At 72.7% G+C, this 19,201-nt stretch carries 13 protein-coding genes; 3 read left to right on the top strand and 10 right to left on the bottom strand.

Going from position 1 to position 19,201, the window contains the following annotated elements:
- Positions 1-98: 98 nt before the first annotated feature.
- The 7 genes from argH to argC all read right to left on the bottom strand — a co-directional run bounded on the left by argH (position 99) and on the right by argC (position 7,841).
- Positions 99-1,517 carry an argininosuccinate lyase gene (gene argH, locus ACH4XV_RS04565; protein ID WP_395786764.1) on the bottom strand — a complete coding sequence of 473 codons (1,419 nt, stop codon included), beginning with the start codon at positions 1,515-1,517 and terminating at the stop codon, positions 99-101.
- Positions 1,514-2,710: an argininosuccinate synthase gene (locus ACH4XV_RS04560; protein ID WP_395786763.1), complete on the bottom strand. Its 1,197-nt coding sequence runs from the start codon at positions 2,708-2,710 to the stop codon at positions 1,514-1,516. The genes argH and ACH4XV_RS04560 overlap by 4 nt, the downstream gene beginning before the upstream one ends.
- Before the next feature lie 112 nt (positions 2,711-2,822).
- Positions 2,823-3,386, bottom strand: a complete 564-nt coding sequence (locus ACH4XV_RS04555; protein ID WP_395786762.1) for an arginine repressor — start codon at positions 3,384-3,386, stop codon at positions 2,823-2,825.
- Between the two features lie 45 nt (positions 3,387-3,431).
- Positions 3,432-4,649: an acetylornithine transaminase gene (locus tag ACH4XV_RS04550; RefSeq protein WP_395786761.1), complete on the bottom strand. Its 1,218-nt coding sequence runs from the start codon at positions 4,647-4,649 to the stop codon at positions 3,432-3,434.
- Positions 4,646-5,629, bottom strand: coding sequence for an acetylglutamate kinase (gene argB, locus ACH4XV_RS04545; RefSeq protein ID WP_395786760.1), 984 nt, complete (start codon positions 5,627-5,629; stop codon positions 4,646-4,648). Before argB ends, ACH4XV_RS04550 begins: the two co-directional genes overlap by 4 nt.
- A gap of 32 nt (positions 5,630-5,661) precedes the next feature.
- Positions 5,662-6,816: a bifunctional glutamate N-acetyltransferase/amino-acid acetyltransferase ArgJ gene (gene argJ, locus ACH4XV_RS04540; protein ID WP_380041003.1), complete on the bottom strand. Its 1,155-nt coding sequence runs from the start codon at positions 6,814-6,816 to the stop codon at positions 5,662-5,664.
- The gene (gene argC, locus ACH4XV_RS04535; RefSeq protein ID WP_395786759.1) at positions 6,813-7,841 is read right to left on the bottom strand and encodes an N-acetyl-gamma-glutamyl-phosphate reductase; all 1,029 of its coding nucleotides are present in this window, start codon (positions 7,839-7,841) and stop codon (positions 6,813-6,815) included. Before argC ends, argJ begins: the two co-directional genes overlap by 4 nt.
- Positions 7,842-8,302: 461 nt before the next feature.
- Between argC and ACH4XV_RS04530 the strand changes: the two genes are divergently transcribed.
- The gene (locus tag ACH4XV_RS04530) at positions 8,303-10,186 is read left to right on the top strand and encodes a hypothetical protein (RefSeq protein ID WP_395786758.1); all 1,884 of its coding nucleotides are present in this window, start codon (positions 8,303-8,305) and stop codon (positions 10,184-10,186) included.
- Positions 10,187-10,265: 79 nt separating this feature from the next.
- Positions 10,266-12,140 (top strand): hypothetical protein, encoded by a 1,875-nt coding sequence (locus tag ACH4XV_RS04525; protein ID WP_395786757.1) that lies wholly within the window; start codon positions 10,266-10,268, stop codon positions 12,138-12,140.
- Between the two features lie 662 nt (positions 12,141-12,802).
- Here ACH4XV_RS04525 and ACH4XV_RS04520 read toward each other — a convergent pair.
- Positions 12,803-13,477 (bottom strand): SDR family oxidoreductase, encoded by a 675-nt coding sequence (locus ACH4XV_RS04520; RefSeq protein ID WP_395786756.1) that lies wholly within the window; start codon positions 13,475-13,477, stop codon positions 12,803-12,805.
- Between the two features lie 77 nt (positions 13,478-13,554).
- On the opposite strand from ACH4XV_RS04520, the gene ACH4XV_RS04515 reads away from it, so the two are divergent.
- Positions 13,555-15,438 (top strand): hypothetical protein, encoded by a 1,884-nt coding sequence (locus ACH4XV_RS04515; protein ID WP_395786755.1) that lies wholly within the window; start codon positions 13,555-13,557, stop codon positions 15,436-15,438.
- Positions 15,439-15,546: 108 nt separating this feature from the next.
- Here the strand turns inward: ACH4XV_RS04515 and pheT are convergent, their stop codons facing one another.
- Together pheT and pheS are read right to left on the bottom strand one after the other, a co-directional pair.
- On the bottom strand, positions 15,547-18,054 hold the full coding sequence (gene pheT, locus ACH4XV_RS04510) for a phenylalanine--tRNA ligase subunit beta (RefSeq protein WP_395786754.1): 2,508 nt from the start codon (positions 18,052-18,054) through the stop codon (positions 15,547-15,549).
- Entirely contained in the window at positions 18,054-19,175 is a 1,122-nt protein-coding gene (gene pheS, locus ACH4XV_RS04505) for a phenylalanine--tRNA ligase subunit alpha (protein WP_395786753.1), read from the bottom strand. The genes pheT and pheS overlap by 1 nt, the downstream gene beginning before the upstream one ends.
- Positions 19,176-19,201 lie beyond the last annotated feature (26 nt).

The following is a 19,201-nucleotide window of genomic DNA, read 5'->3' as shown; positions in this document are numbered from 1 at the left end:
CCGGACGCCCCCGACATGCGGACACGACGATGGGCCCGCCACCTCCCCCCGGAGGTTGCGGGCCCATCGTCTCAGGTCGATCCCGGTGCCGTACGGCGCTACACGCCGGCCCACTTGCGCTGGCCGGCCAGGTCCGCCCGAAGCTCGCCGAGTTGCTCGGCGACCCGGACCGGGGCGGTGCCCCCGCGTCCGTCACGCGAGGCGACCGAGCCGGACACGGTCAGTACCGAGCGCACCTCCGGGGTCAACTCCGGCGAGATCTCCGCGAGTTGATCGTCGGTCAGGTCCCACAGCTCGATCCCGCGCGGCTCGCAGTACTTCACACACGCGCCGGCCACCTCGTGCGCCACCCGGAACGGAGTGCCGCGGCGGACCAGCCACTCGGCGATGTCGGTGGCCAACGAGAAGCCGGCCGGCGCCAGTTCGGCCAGCCGCTCGCGGTGGAAGGTGAGCGTGGCGATCATCCCGGTGAACGCCGGAAGCAGGACTTCGAGCGTGTCGCACGAGTCGAAGACCGGCTCCTTGTCCTCCTGGAGGTCGCGGTTGTAGGCCAGCGGCAGCGCCTTCAGGGTGGCCATCAACCCGGTCAGGTTGCCGATCAGCCGGCCCGACTTGCCGCGCGCCAGCTCCGCGATGTCGGGGTTCTTCTTCTGCGGCATGATCGAGGAACCGGTGGAGAAGGCGTCGTCGAGCGTCACGAAGGAGAACTCCTTCGTGTTCCACACGATGATCTCCTCGGCCAGCCGGGACAGGTTCACCCCGAGCATCGCGGTGACGAACGCGAACTCGGCGGCGAAGTCGCGCGAGGCGGTGCCGTCGATCGAGTTCGCCGCGGACGCGGAGAAGCCGAGGTCGCGGGCCACCGACTCGGGGTCGAGCCCGAGGGAGGACCCGGCGAGCGCGCCGGACCCGTACGCCGACACGTCGGCGCGCCGGTCCCAGTCGCGCAGCCGGTCGGCATCGCGCGCGAAGGCCTGCACGTGGGCGAGCAGGTGGTGCGCGAGCAACACCGGCTGGGCGTGCTGGAGGTGGGTGCGGCCCGGCATCACCGCGTCGGGATGCGCGGCGGCCTGCTCGATCAGCGCCTCCTGGAGGTCGGCGAGCAGCCGGCCCAGGATCCGCGCGTGGTCGCGCAGGTACATCCGGCCCAGGGTGGCGATCTGGTCGTTGCGCGAGCGGCCCGCGCGCAGCTTGCCGCCCAGGTCGGGGCCGAGGATGTCGAGCAGGCCGCGCTCCAGCGCGGTGTGCACGTCCTCGTCGGCGATCGTGGCGACCAGGACACCGGACTCGACGTGCTCTTGCAGCGTGTCCAGGCCGGCCAGCATGCGGGTCAGCTCGTCGTCGGTGAGCAGTCCGGCCGCGTGCAGGACCCGGGCGTGCGCCCGGGAGCCGGCGATGTCGTACGGCGCGAGCCGCCAGTCGAAGTGCACGCTGGCGGAGAGCAGGGCCAGAGCCTCGGAGGGGCCGCCGGAGAAACGGCCGCCCCACAGGCTCACTCGGTCGGTGTTCTCGGTCACGATGCACCGTCCCGACGCGCCGCGATCTTGCCGGAGAGCCCGAACAGCTCGATGAAGCCCTTGGCCTGCGACTGGTCGAACGTGTCGCCGGTGTCGTAGGTGGCCAGGTTGAAGTCGTAGAGCGACTGGTCGCTGCGCCGACCGGTGACCACGGCCCGCCCGCCGTGCAGGGTCATCCGGATGTCGCCGGACACGTGCCGGTTGGCCTCGGCGACGAAGCCGTCGAGAGCCCGCTTGAGCGGGGAGAACCACAGGCCGTCGTAGACCAGTTCGGCCCAGCGCTGCTCGACGGTGCGCTTGTAGCGGGCCAGTTCGCGCTCGACGGTGACGTTCTCCAGCTCCTGGTGCGCGGTGATCAGCGCGATCGCGCCCGGTGCCTCGTAGACCTCGCGGCTCTTGATGCCGACCAGCCGGTCCTCGACCATGTCGATCCGGCCCACACCCTGCGCGCCCGCCCGCCGGTTCAGCTCCTCGATCGCCTGGAGCACGGTGACCTCGCGGCCGTCGACGGCCACCGGCGCGCCGTGCTCGAAGGTGATCACCACCTCGTCGGCGTCCCGCGCGTCGGCCGGGTTTCGCGTGTACTCGTACACGTCCTCGATCGGCGCGTTCCAGATGTCCTCCAGGAAGCCGGTTTCCACGGCCCGCCCGAAGACGTTCTGGTCGATCGAGTACGGCGACTTCTTCGTGGTGACGATCGGCAGGTTCTTCGCCTCGGCGAAGGCGATCGCCTTGTCCCTGGTCATCGCGTAGTCGCGGACCGGGGCGATGCACGTCAGGTCGGGGGCGAGGGAGGAGATGCCCACCTCGAAGCGGACCTGGTCGTTGCCCTTGCCGGTGCAGCCGTGCGCGACCGTGGTCGCGCCGTGCTTCCGCGCGGCGGCGACCAGGTGCTTGACGATCACCGGCCGAGACAGCGCGGAGACCAGCGGGTAGCGGTCCATGTAGAGCGCGTTGGCCCGGATGGCCGGCAGGCAGTAGCCGTCGGCGAACTCGTCGCGGGCGTCCGCGACCTCGGCCTCGACCGCGCCGCAGGCCAGTGCCCGCTTGCGGATGATGTCCAGGTCCTCGCCGTTCTGGCCGACGTCGACGGCCACCGCGATGACCTCGGCGCCGGTCTCCTCGGCGATCCATGGGATACAGACGGAGGTGTCTAGACCTCCGGAATAGGCGAGTACGACGCGCTCGGTCACGAGCGTTTTCTCCTTACGAATGAGCGATTCGGCAGATGCGGTGCTGGTTCGGCCCGAGCCGAGCGCTCTGGCGGTGTGCGGAAGTCGATGGTCGCGGGCGGACCGGGCCCGGCTATCCCTTGTGCTCGGCGAGCGCCAGGAGGTACGCGGCGAGCGCCGCGCCGCCCTCCGGGTCGCGCGAGACCATCAGGATGGTGTCGTCGCCGGCGATGGTGCCCAGGATCAGCCGGGACTCGGCGTGGTCCATCGCGGAGGCCAGGAACTGGGCCGCGCCCGGCGGTGTGCGCACCACCACGAGGTTGCCCGACGCCTCGGCCGACACCAGCAGTTCGCCGGCCAGCCGGGACAACCGTCCCTCGACCGCGGACTCCTCCAGCGGCGCCCGGGGGGTGCGATCGCCGCCCTCCGCCGGCACGGCGTAGATCAGCGATCCCTCCGCGTCGCGGATCTTGACCGCGCCGAGTTCGTCGAGGTCCCGGGACAGCGTGGCCTGGGTGACGGCGAGGCCGTCCTCGGCGAGCAGCCGGGCGAGTTGGTTCTGCGACCGGACCGGGTGTCGGGTCAGGATGTCGACGATCCGCCGGTGGCGGGCGATCCGGGTGCTGGGCACCGCGTATACGCCTTCGACCGGGGTCGCGTCGGTGCCGGGCTCGCCGGTGCCGGGCTCGCTGCTCATGGGCCGACCCCGCCTAGCGCCGCACGCGTCGTCGTCGGACGGTGTTCACGAAGTTCCTCCGGCGGGTGCGGCGGCGAGGCCGGCGTCCAGGATTGCGGGCAGTGCCCCGAGCAGCGCGTCCACGTCCGCGTCGTCGACGACGAGCGGCGGGGCGAGCCGGACCCGGGTGGGCACGGCGGCGTTGACGAGGAAACCCGCGTCCTGCGCCGCCTGTTGCACGGTCTGCGCCACCGGTGCGGTGAGCACGATACCGATCAACAGGCCCGCTCCGCTCACCTCGTCGACCAGCGGATGGGCGATCTTGTCGATTCCCGCCCGCAGCCGCTCGCCGAGTTGCGCCGAACGGGTGCACAGGTCGTCGTTCTCGATCGTGTCGAGCACCGCGAGCGCGGCGGCGCAGCAGATCGGGTTGCCGCCGAAGGTGGTGCCGTGCTGGCCCGGCCGCAACAACTCGGCCGCCGGCCCGAAGGCGACACAGGCGCCGATCGGCAGCCCGCCGCCCAGGCCCTTGGCCAGCGTGACCACGTCGGGCTCGATGCCGAGCGGCTGGTGGGCGAACCAGGCGCCGGTACGGGCTATGCCGGTCTGGATCTCGTCCAGGATCAGCAGCGCGCCGTGCGCGGCGGTGATCTCCCGGGCCGCGGCCAGGTAGCCCTCACCGGGCATGACCACGCCGTTCTCGCCCTGGATGGGCTCCAGGATCACCGCGGCGGTCTGCGGACCGACCGCGGCGCGCAGCGCGTCGACGTCGCCGTAGGGCATGAAGTCGACGCCGCCGGGCAGCGGGGCGAACGGCTCGCGCTTGGCGGGCTGGCCGGTCATCGCCAGCGCGCCCATGGTGCGGCCGTGGAAGCCGCCCTCGGCCGCGATGATCTGCGGCCGACCGGTGCGCCGGGCGATCTTGAACGCGGCCTCGTTGGCCTCGGCGCCCGAATTGCCGAAGTAGACCCGGCCGGGGCGGCCGAACAGGCCGAGCAGCCGCTCGGCGAGCGCCACGGGCGGTTCGGCGATGTAGAGGTTGGACACGTGGCCCAGCCGGCCCAGCTGCGCGCTCACCGCGGCGGCGATCGCCGGGTGCGCGTGGCCGAGCGCGTTGACCGCGATGCCGCCGAGGAAGTCGACGTAGGTCTTGCCCGCGCCGTCCACCACGCGCGCGCCCGAGCCGCTGATCAGCTCGATCGCGGGCGTGCCGTAGTTGTGCATCAGCGCCTGGTTCCACCGCTGCGTCAGCGCACCGGCGGCACCGCTCTCGGTGATGGTCACGCCGCCCCCTCGGAGTCTTCGTCGTCGTTGTCCGCGTGCTCGATGTCGGCCGCGGTCGCGGCCCCCGCGTGCTTGTCCCGGGCGGGCACCACCATGGTCCCGATGCCCTCGTCGGTGAACACCTCGAGGAGCAGCGAGTGCGCGACCCGCCCGTCGAGCACGTGCGCGGCCGGCACCCCGGCCTGCACGGCCCGCAGGCACGCCTCCATCTTGGGCAGCATGCCGGTGGAGAGGTTCGGCATCAGCGCGGCCAACTCGTCGGCGTCCAGGCGCGATATCACCTCGTCGCTGACGGGCCAGTCGGCGTACAGCCCCTCGACGTCGGTGAGCACGACCAGCTTCTCCGCGCCGAGCGCCACCGCGAGCGCCGAGGCCGCGGTGTCGGCGTTGACGTTGTAGACGTGCCCGTCGGCGCCGCGCGCGATCGAGGAGATCACCGGTATCCGGTTGTCGTCGAGCAGCGCCCGGATCGCACCGGGGTCGACCTCGACGATGTCGCCGACCAGGCCGATGTCGACCGACTCGCCGTCCACGACCGCGAGCCGCTTCTCCGCGGTCATCGTGTGCGCGTCCTCGCCGGTCATCCCGACGGCGAACGGCCCGTGCCGGTTGATCAGGCCGACGATCTCGCGCTGCACCTGGCCGGCGAGGACCATGCGCACCACGTCCATCGCCTCGGGCGTGGTCACCCGAAGGCCGCCGGCGAAGGACGACTCGATGCCGAGCCGGTCGAGCTGCGCGCTGATCTGCGGGCCGCCGCCGTGCACGATCACCGGGCGCAGCCCGGCGAACCGCAGGAACACCAGGTCTTGGGCGAACGCCTGCTTGAGCGCGTCGTCGACCATGGCGTTGCCGCCGAACTTGATCACCACGGTCTTGCCGTAGAAGCGCTCCAACCACGGCAGCGCCTCGATCAGCGTGTGCGCCTTGGCCAGTGCCGCGTTGTTGCGCCCCTGTTTGTCGGCCGATTCCGTCCGCATCCCGCTCCCCCTCGTCTGGCTGTCGGTACCGGTCACGACGAGTAGGCCGAGTTCTCGTGGACGTATTCGGCGGTGAGGTCGTTGGTCCACACCGTCACGGCGGCCTCGCCGGCATTGAGGTCGGCCACGATGTGCGTCTCGCGCGGGGTCATGTCGACCAGCTCGCGGTCCTCGCCGACGAAGCCGTCCCGGCACACCCACACGCCGTTGAAGGCGACGTCGAGCCGGTCGGGGTCGAAGGTCGCGGCGGTGGTGCCGATCGCGGCGAGCACGCGGCCCCAGTTGGCGTCCTCGCCGTGCACGGCGCACTTGAACAGGTTGTTCCGGGCGATCGAGCGGGCCACCTCCAGCGCGTCGGCCTCGGTCGCGGCGCCCGTCACGTCGATCCGGATGTCCTTGCTCGCGCCCTCGGCGTCGCCGATCAGCTGCCGGGCGAGGTCGCCGCAGACGGTGCGCACCGCCTCGGCGAACGCGGCGAGGTCGGGCTCGACGCCGGAGGCGCCGGAGGCCATCAGCAGCACGGTGTCGTTGGTGGACATGCAGCCGTCGGAGTCGATCCGGTCGAACGTGGTGTGCGTGGCGCCACGCAGCACCGCGTCCAGCGTCTCGGCGTCGACCGCGGCGTCGGTGGTGAGCACGACGAGCATGGTGGCCAGGCCGGGGGCGAGCATGCCCGCGCCCTTGGCCATGCCGCCGACGGTCCACCCGGCGGGGTCGGTGACCACGGACTGCTTGTGCACGGTGTCGGTGGTCTTGATCGCGATCGCCGCGGCCTCGCCGCCGTCGGCGCTCAGTGCCGCCGCGGCCTTGTCGACGCCCGGCAGCAGCCGGTCCATCGGCAGTTGTACGCCGATCAGGCCGGTGGAGGCCACCACGATCTCGCCGGCGTTCAGCCCCAGCGCCTCGGCGACCCGCTCGGCGGTGGCGTGCGTGTTGCGAAAGCCCTCGGTGCCGGTGCAGGCGTTGGCGCCGCCGGAGTTGAGCACGACCGCCTGCACGAGGCCGGCCTTGACCACCTGCTCGGACCACACCACCGGCGCGGCCTTGATCCGGTTGGCGGTGAACACCGCCGCCCCGGCGATCGAGGGGCCGTCGTTGACGATCAGCGCCACGTCGGGCGCGCCCGTGCTCTTGAGGCCCGCGGCCACGCCCGCGGCGCGAAAGCCCTGTGCTGCGGTGACGCTCACGGTGCTACCCCCGTCTTGCTCAGTCCCAGGTCCTCGGCGAGGCCGAGGGCGATGTTGGTGCTCTGGATGGCGCCGCCGGCGGTGCCCTTGGCGAGGTTGTCGATCGCGCCGACCACCACGACACGGCCCGCGCGCTCGTCGACGGTGACCTGTACGACGGCCGTGTTGGCGCCGTAGACCATCGCGGTCGCGGGCCACTGGCCCTCGGCGAGCAGGTGGACGAAGCCCTCGTCGGCATAGGCCGCGGTGTAGGCCGCGCGGACCGCCTCGGCGGTGACGCCCGGCCGCAGCCGGGCGGTGCAGGTGGCCAGGATGCCGCGCGACATGGGCACCAGCGTCGGGGTGAAGGACACCGTGACCGGCGCGTCGGTGACCGCGCGCAGCCCCTGGAGGATCTCCGGCGTGTGCCGGTGCACCCCGCCGACGCCGTAGGCGCTCGCGGAGCCCATCACCTCGCTGCCCAGCAGGTGCGGCTTGGGCGCCTTGCCCGCCCCGGAGGTGCCGGACGCGGCGACCACGACCCAGTCGGGCTCGACCAGGTCGGCGGCGGTGGCGGGAACCGTGCACAGCAGCGAGACGGTCGGGTAGCAGCCCGGCACCGCGATCCGCCGGGTGCCGACGAGCGCGGCGCGCCCGCCCGGCAGCTCGGGCAGTCCGTACGGCCACGTCCCGGCATGAGGGGATCCGTAGAACTCCTCCCAGTCGGCGCCGTCGCGCAGCCGGTAGTCGGCGCCGCAGTCCACCACGAGCACGTCGGCGCCCAGTTGCGCGGCCAGCGCGCCGGACTGTCCGTGCGGCAGGGCCAGGAAGACCACGTCGTGCCCCGCCAGGTTCTCGGCCGTGGTCTCGACGAGGACGCGGTCGGCCAACGGCAGCAGGTGCGGCTGCAGCTCGCCCAGGCGTCGGCCCGCGTTGGACCCCGCCGTGAGCGTGCCGATCTCGATCTCCGGGTGTGCGAGCAGCAGGCGCAGAATCTCCCCGCCCGCATATCCACTCGCCCCGGCCAGTGCCGCCTTGGCCCCCATTACCGCCTCCTTGTCAGGAGCATGACTATACGGATGGTCGAATCACTATGCAAGTACGTTGGGTGACCGCCCACCCCCGACCGTGCCTTCGAGCCCTCGCCGGTGCCCCGTCGGCGCCCCCGCCGGGCTCCGCGGCGCGACCGCGGCGAGGAGCCCGAGGGCGGATCCCCTGCATCGGCGCACCGCGGAAGCAGGCGCACAGTGGTCCTATCCGCCCGTTTCCCCGGTGCGCCCAGATGCGGCGCCGCGCGTCGCAGTGCCCGGCAGGGGCCCGAAGACCCGCACAAGGCCGCTCCGGGCAAGCCTTCCCCGTCCCCGGGTCACCCAATAGGGCGCATGCCGGTGCGTTAGGATCAGCGGACTTCGGATACGCGCCCCCGGCGGGCGGTCGACGGCCGGCGGGACGGCAGCGACGTGCAGCAGACGGCGGGCGCCCCCGCCCAGGAAACGAACGAGACCACGTGACCCCTCCCCCCGGCACCTCCGGGCCCGCCGACGCCGCACGCGTCGCCGACCCGGACCTACAGTCCCCGACCGGCGAGCCCCCATCGGCTCCCGAGGCGGGCACCGCGGACACCACCGCCGCGCCGACCCGGCCCACCGCCGAGCGCAGGCGCGCCCGCGTCCCACTGCCGGACCTGCTCGCCCTGGGCCTGCCCACGCTGGTCTTCGCGATCATGGGCTGGCACCAGCGCTGGATCACCGACGACGGCCTCATCTTCACCCGCGCGGTCCGCGAGATCCTGGCCGGCAACGGCCCCGTCTACAGCGCCGGCGAACGTGTGGAGACCTCCACGAGCACGCTGTGGCAATGGCTGCTCGCGCTGCTCGGCGGCATCACGCCGTTCGACTACGCGCCCACCGCCGTCTACACCGGCCTGATCCTGTCGGTCGCCGGCCTGTGGTTGTCCCTGGACGGCACCCGCCGGCTCTTCCGCGGCCTGGCGGTCACCCGGCTGCTGCTGCCCGCAGGCGTGCTCGTGTTCATCGCCATCCCCTCCGTGTGGGACTTCGCCACCGCCGGCATGGAGACCGGCCTGATCCTGTTCTGGATCGGCCTGTCGTGGTGGCTGCTGATCGGCACCTGGCTGCGCCCGGTCGGCACCCACACCACGCGGCGCACCCTGGCTCTGTCCTTCTGGTTCGGCCTGGGCCCCCTGGTCCGCCCCGACCTGGGCCTGACCATGGTGATCCTGCTCGCCGCCCAGTTCCTGCTGATCCGCGCCCGCTGGCGGGGGGCCCTGGCGATGCTCGCCTGCGCCGGGTTCCTGCCCGCCGCCTACGAGATCTTCCGGATGGGCTACTACGGCCTGATCTTCCCGATGCCCGCCCTCACCAAGGAGGCGTCGGGATCGTTGTGGGGCCGCGGCTGGGACTACCTGACCGACTACATGAAGCCGTACTACCTGTGGATCCCGATGATCCTGATCGTGGTCGCGGTCGCCCTCGCGCTCACCCGGCGCCGCCCCGCCGACCGGCGCACCTGGATCGTCATCGGCACCCCCTTGGTCGCCGCGCTGGGCCAGACCGTGTACGTGCTCAAGGTCGGCGGCGACTTCATGCACGGCCGCATGTGGCTGCCCGTACTGCTCCTGGTCCTGCTCCCGCTGCTGCTCGCCCCCCTGGACCGGCTCATAACCCCCGTCATCGTGCTGGTCGCGGTCTGGGCGGTGGTCTGCGGCAGCACGCTGCGCTCCGGTGTGATCACCACGCCGGCCCCCGACGGCAACGGCAATCAGGTCTGGAACGAACGCGACACCTACGCCGCGTGGACCAGGACCGACAACCCCACCACCGAGGAAGCGCACATCCGGACGCTGCCGACGATAGAAGAGGCGTTCCGCAACGAAAAGGCCGGCGGCGAACGTCTTCTCTTCGTGGACCCCAACTACATGAAGGTGCCGCCGCTGCCGCTGCGCGCCGACCTCGACCACGACAAGGGCCTGGTCATCGGCCGACTCGGAGTCGGCGGCTCGATCACCCCGCTCGGCGGGATCGTGGTCGACGTGTGGGGCCTGTCCAACACCGTCGGCGCGCACATCACCGAGACCCGGCACACCGCCGCCGGCCACAAGAAGCTGCTGCCGTTCGCCTGGAACGTCGCGCTCTACGTCGATCCGGCCGGCGACGCGCTGGTCCCGCCGGACGCCGCCACCCAGGAGGAAATCCGCGCCGCCCGGGCCGCGCTGCGCTGCGGCGACCTCGCCGAACTCGTCGACTCGGTCGACGAACCGATGTCCGCGTCGCGCTTCTGGAAGAACCTGACCGGCGCCGTGGACCGAACCAAGCTGCGGATCCCGGCCAACCCGATCGAGGCCGAGAAGAAATTCTGCTCGCCCTCCTGAGCCCGTCATCGGTCCGGCGGTCGATCATCAGTGGTTATGGTGTGGTCGGCCCGCCCGCCCCGACTGGAGTCAACGAACCATGAGCCTCGTGAGTGTGCTGTCCGGGCGCTCGCGCTTCGGGCGACGGGCCGATCCCCCCCAGGACGGCCCGTCCACCCGCGGCACGGCCCGCTGGAACCTCGCGATGGTGCTGACGCCCGCCCTGATCGTGCTGATCCTGGGCTGGCACCGACGCTGGATCAGCGACGACGGCCTGATCTTCACCCGCACCGTGCGCCAGATCCTGGCCGGCAACGGCCCCGTGTTCAATGTGGGCGAACGCGCCGAGTCCTCCACGAGCACGCTGTGGCAGTGGATCCTGGTGCTCGCGTCCTGGATCACCCAGAGCGACGTCGGCCGCCTCGCGGTCTATCTGGGCCTGCTGTGCACCACCGCCGGCTACGTCCTCGCGCTCCAGGCCACCCGTCGGCTGCACGAACGCACCGCGCGCGTCCCCCTCCTGGTGCCGTTCGGCGTGATCGCCCTGCTCGCGCTGCCGCCGGTGTGGGACTTCGCCACCTCCGGCCTGGAAACCGGGCTGACCACGTTGTGGATCGCCGGCTGCTGGTGGCTCCTGGTCCGCCTCCCGCACGACCCGCGCGCCCGCATCGCCTACGCGCTGGCCTTCGTCGCGGGCCTGGGCCCGACGGTTCGCCCCGACCTGGCCATCGCCACCCTCGGGTTCCTGATCGCGCTCGCCGTGATCCGCCGCCCGCGCCCGCTCCGCGCCCTCGCCCTGTTCGGCACCGCGTTCACCCTCCCCCTGCTGTACGAGATCTTCCGGATGGGCTACTACGGCGTCATGCTGCCGCTGCCCGCCGTGACCAAGGAGGCGTCGGCGAGCGACTGGTCCCGGGGCTGGGACTACGTCCGCGACCTGACCGGGCCGTACCACCTGTGGCTCCCGTTCGTCGTACTCGCGGCGTGCCTGCTCGTCCAGGCGGTACTGCGGGTACGCCGCGACCCCGCTCGCGCCCGCGCCCGCCTGGACCCGCGCACGATCGACCGCGCCGGATGGGCCCGGATCACCGTCTTCGCCGTCCCCGTGGCGTGCGGGCTGCTCATGCTGCTCTACGTGATCCGCGTCGGCGGCGACTTCATGCACGCCCGGATGTTGCTGCCGGGCCTGTTCACCCTGCTGCTGCCCATCCTCGTGGTCCCCGCGAGCCGGCTCGCGGTACCGGCCGCCACCGTGCTGATCGGCTGGGCCGTGGTCTGCGCGGTCGCCTTCCGGGTGCCCTACGAGGGCATCGGCCCGCGCGGCATCGCCGACGAACGTGCCTTCTACATCGGCGCGCTCAAGGTCGCCAACCCGGTCACCGCCTACTCGTACGTGGCCAACTACCCACGCTTCCCCGCCGCCGCCCAGGCCGCCCGCGCCGACCACAAGCACGTGATCGTCTACCCCTGGTACGACGGCTTCTACGTCACCGCCCTCGACCCGAAGCTGCCCGCCCCGGTCGCCACGGTATGGACCAACCTCGGCATGAACGGCGCGAACACCCCGCTCGACGGCGTCTCCGTCGACATTCTCGGCCTGGCCTACCCCCTGGCCGCCCACGTCGAACTCACCACCCGGGGCCGCCCCGGCCACGAAAAGGAAATCGACATCGCCTGGGTCTTCGCCCAGTACACCTCCCCGGACGCCGTCCTCCCCCCGGGCATCGACCCGATCCGCGTCAAAGCCGCCCGCTACGCCCTCACCTGTGGCAACACCAACACCGGCAAAATCAAAGAACTCCAGGACTCGGTCCAAGAACCCATGACCTGGAGCCGCTTCAAAAAGAACTTCACCGGCGCCTGGGACCGCACCTCATTCCGCTTCCCCAACGACCCGGTAACAGCAGCCAAGCAAATCTGCGGCGTAGACGTCCTCCAAAAAGACATCCTCCCCACCGACAACCCCAACCGCTGAACCCCAACCACCCCACCCAAAACCCAAAAGCCGGCCAAGCCCGAGCCCACCCCCAAGCCGACCCCAACCAGCCCGCCCGGCGCCTGAGGACAAGGCGGGGCGCAGCCCGGCCTTCGGACCCCGAACCAGGCCCAACCCCAAGCCCGCCCGGCGCCTGAGGACAAACAGGGCCGCAGCCAACCCCGGAACCCAACCCCAATCAGCCCGTCCGGCGCTTGAGGACACGCACAGCCCGGCCTCGGAGCTGAACCGAGCCCAACACCAGCCCGCCCGGCACCTGAGGCGAGGGCGCGCGGCCCCGGAGCCGAACCCAATCAGCCCGTCCGGCGTTTGAGGACACGGCGGGGCGCAACCCGGCCTCGGAGCGGAACGGGCCCAACCCCAGCCCGTCCGGCGCTTGAGGACAAAGCAGGGCCGCAGCCCAACCCGGAACCCAACCCCAATCAGCCCGTCCGGCGCTTGAGGACAACGCAGGGCGCAGCCCGGCTCCCGAGGCCCGAACCAGGCCCAACACCAAGCCCGCCCGGCGCCCGAGGCGAGGGCGCGGCCCCGGAGCCGAACCGGCCCCAATCGGCCGTCCGGAGGACAAGGCCCAGCCCGACCCCGGGCGCGCCGAACCCACCACCCCAGCCCGTCCGGCGTTTGAGGACGACAACCTCACGTCAACCCCGCGAGCGCACCGTCACGTCATGGACCACCGAATCGCCCGGAAGCGAAAGCGTCGACACCACGACCCCCGCCACCGTCACGGGATCGCTGTAGCGCGAGCTCTCGTACGCCCCGCCCTCCTGCTCCCGCACACCACGCTGCATCGCCGTAGCCGTCCGCCCCGGATACACACTGGTCACCCGCAACCCCGGCTCCTCCTCCCGCAGCCCGTCCGCGAACGCCTTCAACGCGTGCTTGCTCGCCGCATACGCCGTCCACCCCGCACTCGTCCGCAACCCCGCCCCACTGTTCAACAGCACCACATCGCCCCGCCCCCGCCGCAACGCCGGCAACAACACCCGCGTCACCTCCGCCACCGCGACCACGTTCACGGTCAGCGTGTGCGCCCACACCGCGACGGCCGTCGACTCCACCGTGCCCAGCTCCGCGACGCCCGCACTGTGCACCAGCCCCGCGAACGTCTCGTCCGCCAGCGGCGCCAGCGCCTCCGCGATGGTCTCCGGATGCTCCAGGTCGGCCACGACCGTCCGCACTCCCGGCCCCGCCAGATCCGCCGCCCGCCGCTCCGACCGCACGATCGCGACCAGATCGTGACCGTCCTCCCGCAACAGCCGGGCGATCTCCGCGCCGATACCGCTACCCGCACCGGTGATCACGTAAGTACTCATGGCGCCACCCTACGAGGTGCGCGCCCGGCGGAACGGACGATCCCACCGGCGCCGTCCGACCCGCCCGGAGGCCGCCGATGACCCTGACCACCACCTCGACCGACCAGGGCCCGCCGCCCGCCGACCACCCCGCCCCCGCCCCTCTCCCACCCCCGCGCACACCACGCCGCGTCGCCCGGTGGAACATCGCCGCCGTGCTGCTGCCCGCCGTGTTCGTCGCCGTCCTCGCCGGCAAACGCAGCTGGCTGTGCGACGACGGCCTGATCTACACCCGCCCGGTCCGGCAGATCCTGGCCGGCAACGGCCCCGTGTTCAACCCGGGCGAGCGCGCCGAGGCCGCCACCGGCACGCTCTGGCAGTGGCTCCTGGTCGCCGCGACGCGCCTCACCGGCCAGGACCCCGCGCCCCTGGCCGTGCGCCTGGGCCTGCTGTGCGCCGTACTCGGCTGGTTCCTGGCCGCCGACGCCGGCCGCCGCCTGTACCGGCCCGCCGCCGGGCACGCCCCGCTGCTCCCCTGCGGCGCCCCGATCCTGCTCGCCCTGCCGCCGACCTGGGACTTCGCCACCTCCGGCCTGGAAACCGGCCTCACCACCCTGTGGATCGCCGGCTGCTGGTGGCTGCTCGTACGCCTCGCCGCCGACCCGCACACCCGCCCACACCCGCGCCCACACACCCGCCGCGCATACGGCCTCGCCGTCCTGGCGGGCCTGGGCCCGACGGTCCGCCCCGAGCTGGCCATCGCCACGCTCGGCTTCCTGACCGCCCTGGCCCTGATCCACCGCCCGCGCCCCCGCCGCGCGGCGGCCCTCACCGCCGCCGCGACCGCGCTGCCGCTGGCCTACGAGATCTTCCGCATGGGCTACTACGGCGTCCTGCTCCCCCTGCCCGCGATCACCAAGGAGGCCGGCGCGAGCGACTGGCCCCGGGGCTGGGCCTACGCCCGCGACCTGGCCGACCCGTACCACCTGTGGTTGCCCCTGCTCACCCTCGCCGCCCTCGGCACCGCCGGCGTGCTCGCCACAAGACGCCGCACCGCCCCCGCGACCACACTCCCCGGCACCCGCGTCCGCCGCACCCTCTACACGACCCCCGTCGTGTGCGGTCTCGCCATGCTGCTCTACGTGGTCCGCGTCGGCGGCGATTTCATGCACGCCCGGATGCTCCTCCCGGGCCTGTTCCTCCTGCTCCTGCCGATCCTGCTGGTCCCGGCGAGCCGACTCGCGATCCCCGCCGTGGCCGCCCTGGCCGCGTGGGCCCTGCTGTGCGCGTCCGCCTTCCGGGTCCCCTACGAGCGCATCGGCCCGGCCGGCATCGCCGACGAACGCGGCTTCTACACCTCGGTCCTGGGCGTGGCCAACCCCGTCACCGCCGACGCCTTCATCGACGGCTTTCCCGGCTTCCCCACCTTCGTCCGCGACCCCCGCCCGGGATACCGGCACACCCTGGTCGACCGCTCCCCCACGCACACCCTCAACGCCCCGCTGCGCCCGGACGTCGCCACGCCGATCGTGGCGATGTGGCCCTCCCTGGGCATGCTCGGCGCGGCCGTCCCGCTCACCGGCGTCGCCCTCGACGACCTGGGCCTGGCCTATCCGCTCGCCGCGCACGTACAGCTGTCCACCCGGGGCCGCCCCGGGCACGAGAAGCAGATCGACCCGGCCTGGGTGCTCGCCCAGTACGCCGACCCGGCCGCCCCGCCACCCCCGGGCATCGACCCGATCCGCATCGCCGCCGCCCGCTACACCCTCACCTGCGGCGACACGAACCGCGGCCGGCTCAAGGAACTGCTGGACTCGACCCACGCCCCGCTGACCCGGCACCGCTTCGTCGCCAACCTCACCGGCGCCGTGCGCCGCACGTCCTTCCGCTTCCCCAACGACCCGATCGCCGCCGCCAGGCAGATCTGCGGCGTCGACGTCCTGGCCCCGGGCATCCTGCCCACCGCCCCCACCCACCCCTGAGCACCCGCTCCCGAGCACCGGCCCCGACCGGCGACCCCGCACACACGAGTGGGCCCGCACACCGTCACGGTGTGCGGGCCCACGTCGACCGATCCGGCCCGAGAGGCGTCACGCCCCGCGCAGCACCGCCCCGGTCCGCTCCGCCGCGAGCGCCACCGCCGCGTCCCGCGCGGCCGTCGCCTCCTCGACCGTGAGCGTGCGGTCCTGCGCCCGGAAACGCAGCGCGTAGGCCAGCGACTTGCTGCCCTCGCCGACCTGCGAGCCGGTGTACACGTCGAACAGGCGCACCGATTCGAGCAGCGCCCCGGCCCCCTCGACCAGCGCGGCCTCCACCTCGGCGGCCGGCACCGAGTCGGGCACCACGAGCGCCACGTCCTGGGTGGCCACCGGGTAGGAGGAGACGTGCCCGGCCTGAACCACGCGCTCCCCGTCCAGGTCGGCGGTGAGCAGGTCCAGGTCCAACTCCATCGCGCCGACCCGCTCCGGCAGGTGCAGCGCCTTGAGCGCCCTCGGGTGCAGCTCGCCGGCGTGCCCGACGACCCGCTCGCTCCCGTCCGGCGCGGTCGCCACCAGCGCGGCGCAGCGCCCGGGGTGCCACGGCTCGTGCCGATCCGCCCGCACGGTCAGCTCGACCCCGACGGCGTCCGCGACCACCCGCGCGGCTTCGATCGCGTCCGCCCAGATCTGCGGCCGGCCCTTGCCCCACCACCCGGAGCGCTCGCGCTCCCCGGACAGCACGACCGCGATCCGCTGCGGCTGATGCGGCAACGCCGCGGCCAGCGCGGCCAGTTCCTCCTCGCTCGGCCGCCGGTCCACGGCGAGCACGGGCGCGGGCGGGGTCGAGGCGTTCGGCCGGAAGACCACACCCGACTCGAACAGCGCGAGGTCGGTGTTGCCGCGCCCGAGGTTGCGGCGCAGCGTGTCCAACAGGCCCGGCAGCAGCGTGGTGCGCAGCGCCGGCTCCTCCTCGGAGATCGGGTTGACCAGCACCACGGTGCGCCGCCGCGCGTCGTCCTCGGCCAGGCCGAGGTCGTCGAACGCGCTCTGCCCCAGGAACGGGTAGTTGAGCACCTCGGTGTAGCCCGCGCCCGCGAGGGCCCGGCCCAACCGGCGCCGACGCCGCTGGTCGGCGGTCAGCCCGCGACCGGCCGGCACCTGTGGCAGCGTGGCCGGCACCCGGTCGTAGCCCTCCAACCGGATGACCTCTTCGGCCAGGTCGTTGGGGTCGGTCAGGTCGGGCCGCCAGGTCGGTGGGCCGACGGTGAGCGTGTCGATGCCCTCGACCGAGCAGCCCACCTCCTGCAACCGCTGGGCCACCGTCTCGCGGGTGTAGGGCACACCCGCGACCTTAGCCGCGTGGTCGGCGGCCAGGGTGATCCGCACCGGCTCGCGCGGCGCGTCCACCTCGGTCACGCCCGCCTCGGCTTGGGCGCGCTCGCCGCCGAGCGCGGCCAGCAGGTCGACCGCGCGCTGCGCCGCCGCGCGGGCCGCCTCCGGGTCCACGCCGCGCTCGAACCGGCGCGACGCCTCCGAGGACAACCTGTGCCGACGCGCCGTGCGCGCGATGGCCACCGGGTCGAAGTGCGCGGCCTCGATCACGATGTCGCTCGTGTCGTCGCCGATCTCGGTGCTCTCGCCGCCCATCACGCCCGCGAGGCCGATCGGCCCGCGGTTGTCGCAGATCAGCAGGTCCTCGGGGTCGAGCGTGCGCTCGACGTCGTCGAGGGTGGTCAGCTTCTCGCCGGCCTGCGCACGGCGCACCACGATCGGCCCCTGCAACCGGGCCCGGTCGTAGGCGTGCAGCGGCTGGCCCAGTTCGAGCATGACGTAGTTGGTCACGTCCACGACCAGCGAGATCGGCCGCATGCCGCTCATCTGCACGCGGCGCTGCACCCACAGCGGCGAGGGCGCGTCGGGGTCGACGCCGACCACGGTGCGCGCCACGAACCGGTCGCAGCCGGCCGGGTCCTCGACCCGCACCGGGTAGCCGTACCCGTTGGCGTCGGGCACGTCCAGCAGCGCCGGGTCGCGCAGCGGCTGCCCGTAGGCGATCGCCGCCTCGCGGGCGACGCCGCGCATCGACAGGCAGTAGCCGCGGTCCGGGGTGACCGCGATGTCGAGGACCTCGTCGACCAGGCCGAGCAGTTCGATCGCGTCCGCGCCGATCTGCGCCTCGATCGGCAGCACGATGATGCCGTCGTGGTCGTCGCCCATGCCCAGCTCGCGGGCCGAGCAGATCATCCCGCGCGACACGCGCCCGTAGGTCTTGCGCTCGGTGATCTCGAACGGGCCGGGCAGCACGCCGCCCGGCAGGATCACCACGACCTTGTCGTCGACCTCGAAGTTGCGCGCGCCGCAGATGATCTCCTGCGGCTCGCCGGTGCCGTTGGCGTCGCCGACGTCGACCTTGCAGAACCGGATCGGCTTCTTGAAGCCCTCCAGCTCCTCGATCTCGAGCACCTGGCCGACCACGAGCGGACCCTTGAGGTCCGCGCCGAGCTGTTCGACCGTCTCGACCTCGAGGCCGAGCGCCACGAGCTTGTCGGCGACGTCGCGCCCGGACTCGCCGGCAGGGAGGTCGACGTACTCCCGCAGCCACGAAAGCGGGACCCGCATCAGATCTCCATCCCGAACGGGAGGGTGAACCGGACGTCACCCTCGACCATGTCCCGCATGTCCTCGACGTTGTGCCGGAACATCAGCGCGCGCTCCAGACCCACACCGAACGCGAAACCGCTGTACACCTCGGGGTCGATGCCGCACGCGATCAGCACGCGCGGGTTGACCATGCCGCAGCCGCCCCACTCGATCCAGCCCTCGGACCGGCAGGTCCGGCACGGGTGCTCGGGGTCGCCCACCGAGGCGCCCCGGCACACGAAGCACTTGAGGTCGAGTTCGGCGGAGGGCTCGGTGAACGGGAAGTACGACGGGCGCAGCCGGGTGACGATGCCCTCGCCGAACATGGCCTGCACGAAGTGGTCGAGCGTGCCCTTGAGGTCGCCCATGGTCAGGCCCTTGTCGACGGCCAGGCCCTCGATCTGGCCGAACACCGGGGTGTGCGTGGCGTCCAGCTCGTCGGTGCGGTACACCCGGCCCGGACAGATCACGTAGATCGGCGGCGTGCGGGTGAGCATGGTGCGGATCTGCACGGGCGAGGTGTGCGTGCGCAGCACCACGCCGGAGTCCGCGGAGCCGTCCTCGGCGCGCACGAAGAAGGTGTCCTGCATGGTCCGCGCGGGGTGGTCCGGCAGGATGTTGAGCGCGTCGAAGTTGTACCACTCGGCCTCGACCTGCGGGCCCTCGGCGACCTCGTAGCCCATCGCCACGAACAGGTCCTCGATGCGCTCGGAGAGCGTGGTCAGCGGGTGCCGGGCGCCGCGCGGAGCACGGTCCCACGGCAGCGTGACGTCGACCGCCTCCTCGACGAGCACGCGCGCGTCCCGCTCCGCCTCCAATTCGACCAGGCGCCGCTCCAGGGCCTGCTTGACCGCGCCGCGGGCCTGGCCCACGCGCTTGCCCGCCTCGGCCTTGGCCTGCGGCGGGAGCGCGCCGATCTCGCGGTTGGCCAGCGCCAGCGGCGAACGGTCGCCGGTGTGCGCGACCTTCGCCTCCTGCAGCGCGGCCAGGTCGGCGGCGGCCTCGACCGCGGCGAGCGCCGCGTCCCTGGCCCGCTCGACTTCCTCGGGTTTCAACGCCTCGACCTCGACCGGGTCGTACGACTTGTTCGGTGCCGACATCTGTGTCCAGTGCTCCTGTGGGGGAT

This window comes from Embleya sp. NPDC020630 (assembly GCF_044334985.1).
GTDB lineage: Bacteria > Actinomycetota > Actinomycetes > Streptomycetales > Streptomycetaceae > Embleya.
The sequence above is the reverse complement of the archived record's forward strand: the minus strand, read 5'-3'. Positions and strand labels throughout refer to the sequence as shown.

Coding starts and splice junctions, on each gene's coding strand:
- pheT (WP_395786754.1), bottom strand. CDS start 18,054: ATGCGGGTCCCGCTTTCGTGGCTGCGGGAGTACGTCGACCTCCCTGCC.
- ACH4XV_RS04555 (WP_395786762.1), bottom strand. CDS start 3,386: ATGAGCAGCGAGCCCGGCACCGGCGAGCCCGGCACCGACGCGACCCCG.
- ACH4XV_RS04525 (WP_395786757.1), top strand. CDS start 10,266: ATGAGCCTCGTGAGTGTGCTGTCCGGGCGCTCGCGCTTCGGGCGACGG.
- pheS (WP_395786753.1), bottom strand. CDS start 19,175: ATGTCGGCACCGAACAAGTCGTACGACCCGGTCGAGGTCGAGGCGTTG.
- ACH4XV_RS04515 (WP_395786755.1), top strand. CDS start 13,555: ATGACCCTGACCACCACCTCGACCGACCAGGGCCCGCCGCCCGCCGAC.
- argB (WP_395786760.1), bottom strand. CDS start 5,629: ATGCGGACGGAATCGGCCGACAAACAGGGGCGCAACAACGCGGCACTG.
- argC (WP_395786759.1), bottom strand. CDS start 7,841: ATGGGGGCCAAGGCGGCACTGGCCGGGGCGAGTGGATATGCGGGCGGG.
- ACH4XV_RS04520 (WP_395786756.1), bottom strand. CDS start 13,477: ATGAGTACTTACGTGATCACCGGTGCGGGTAGCGGTATCGGCGCGGAG.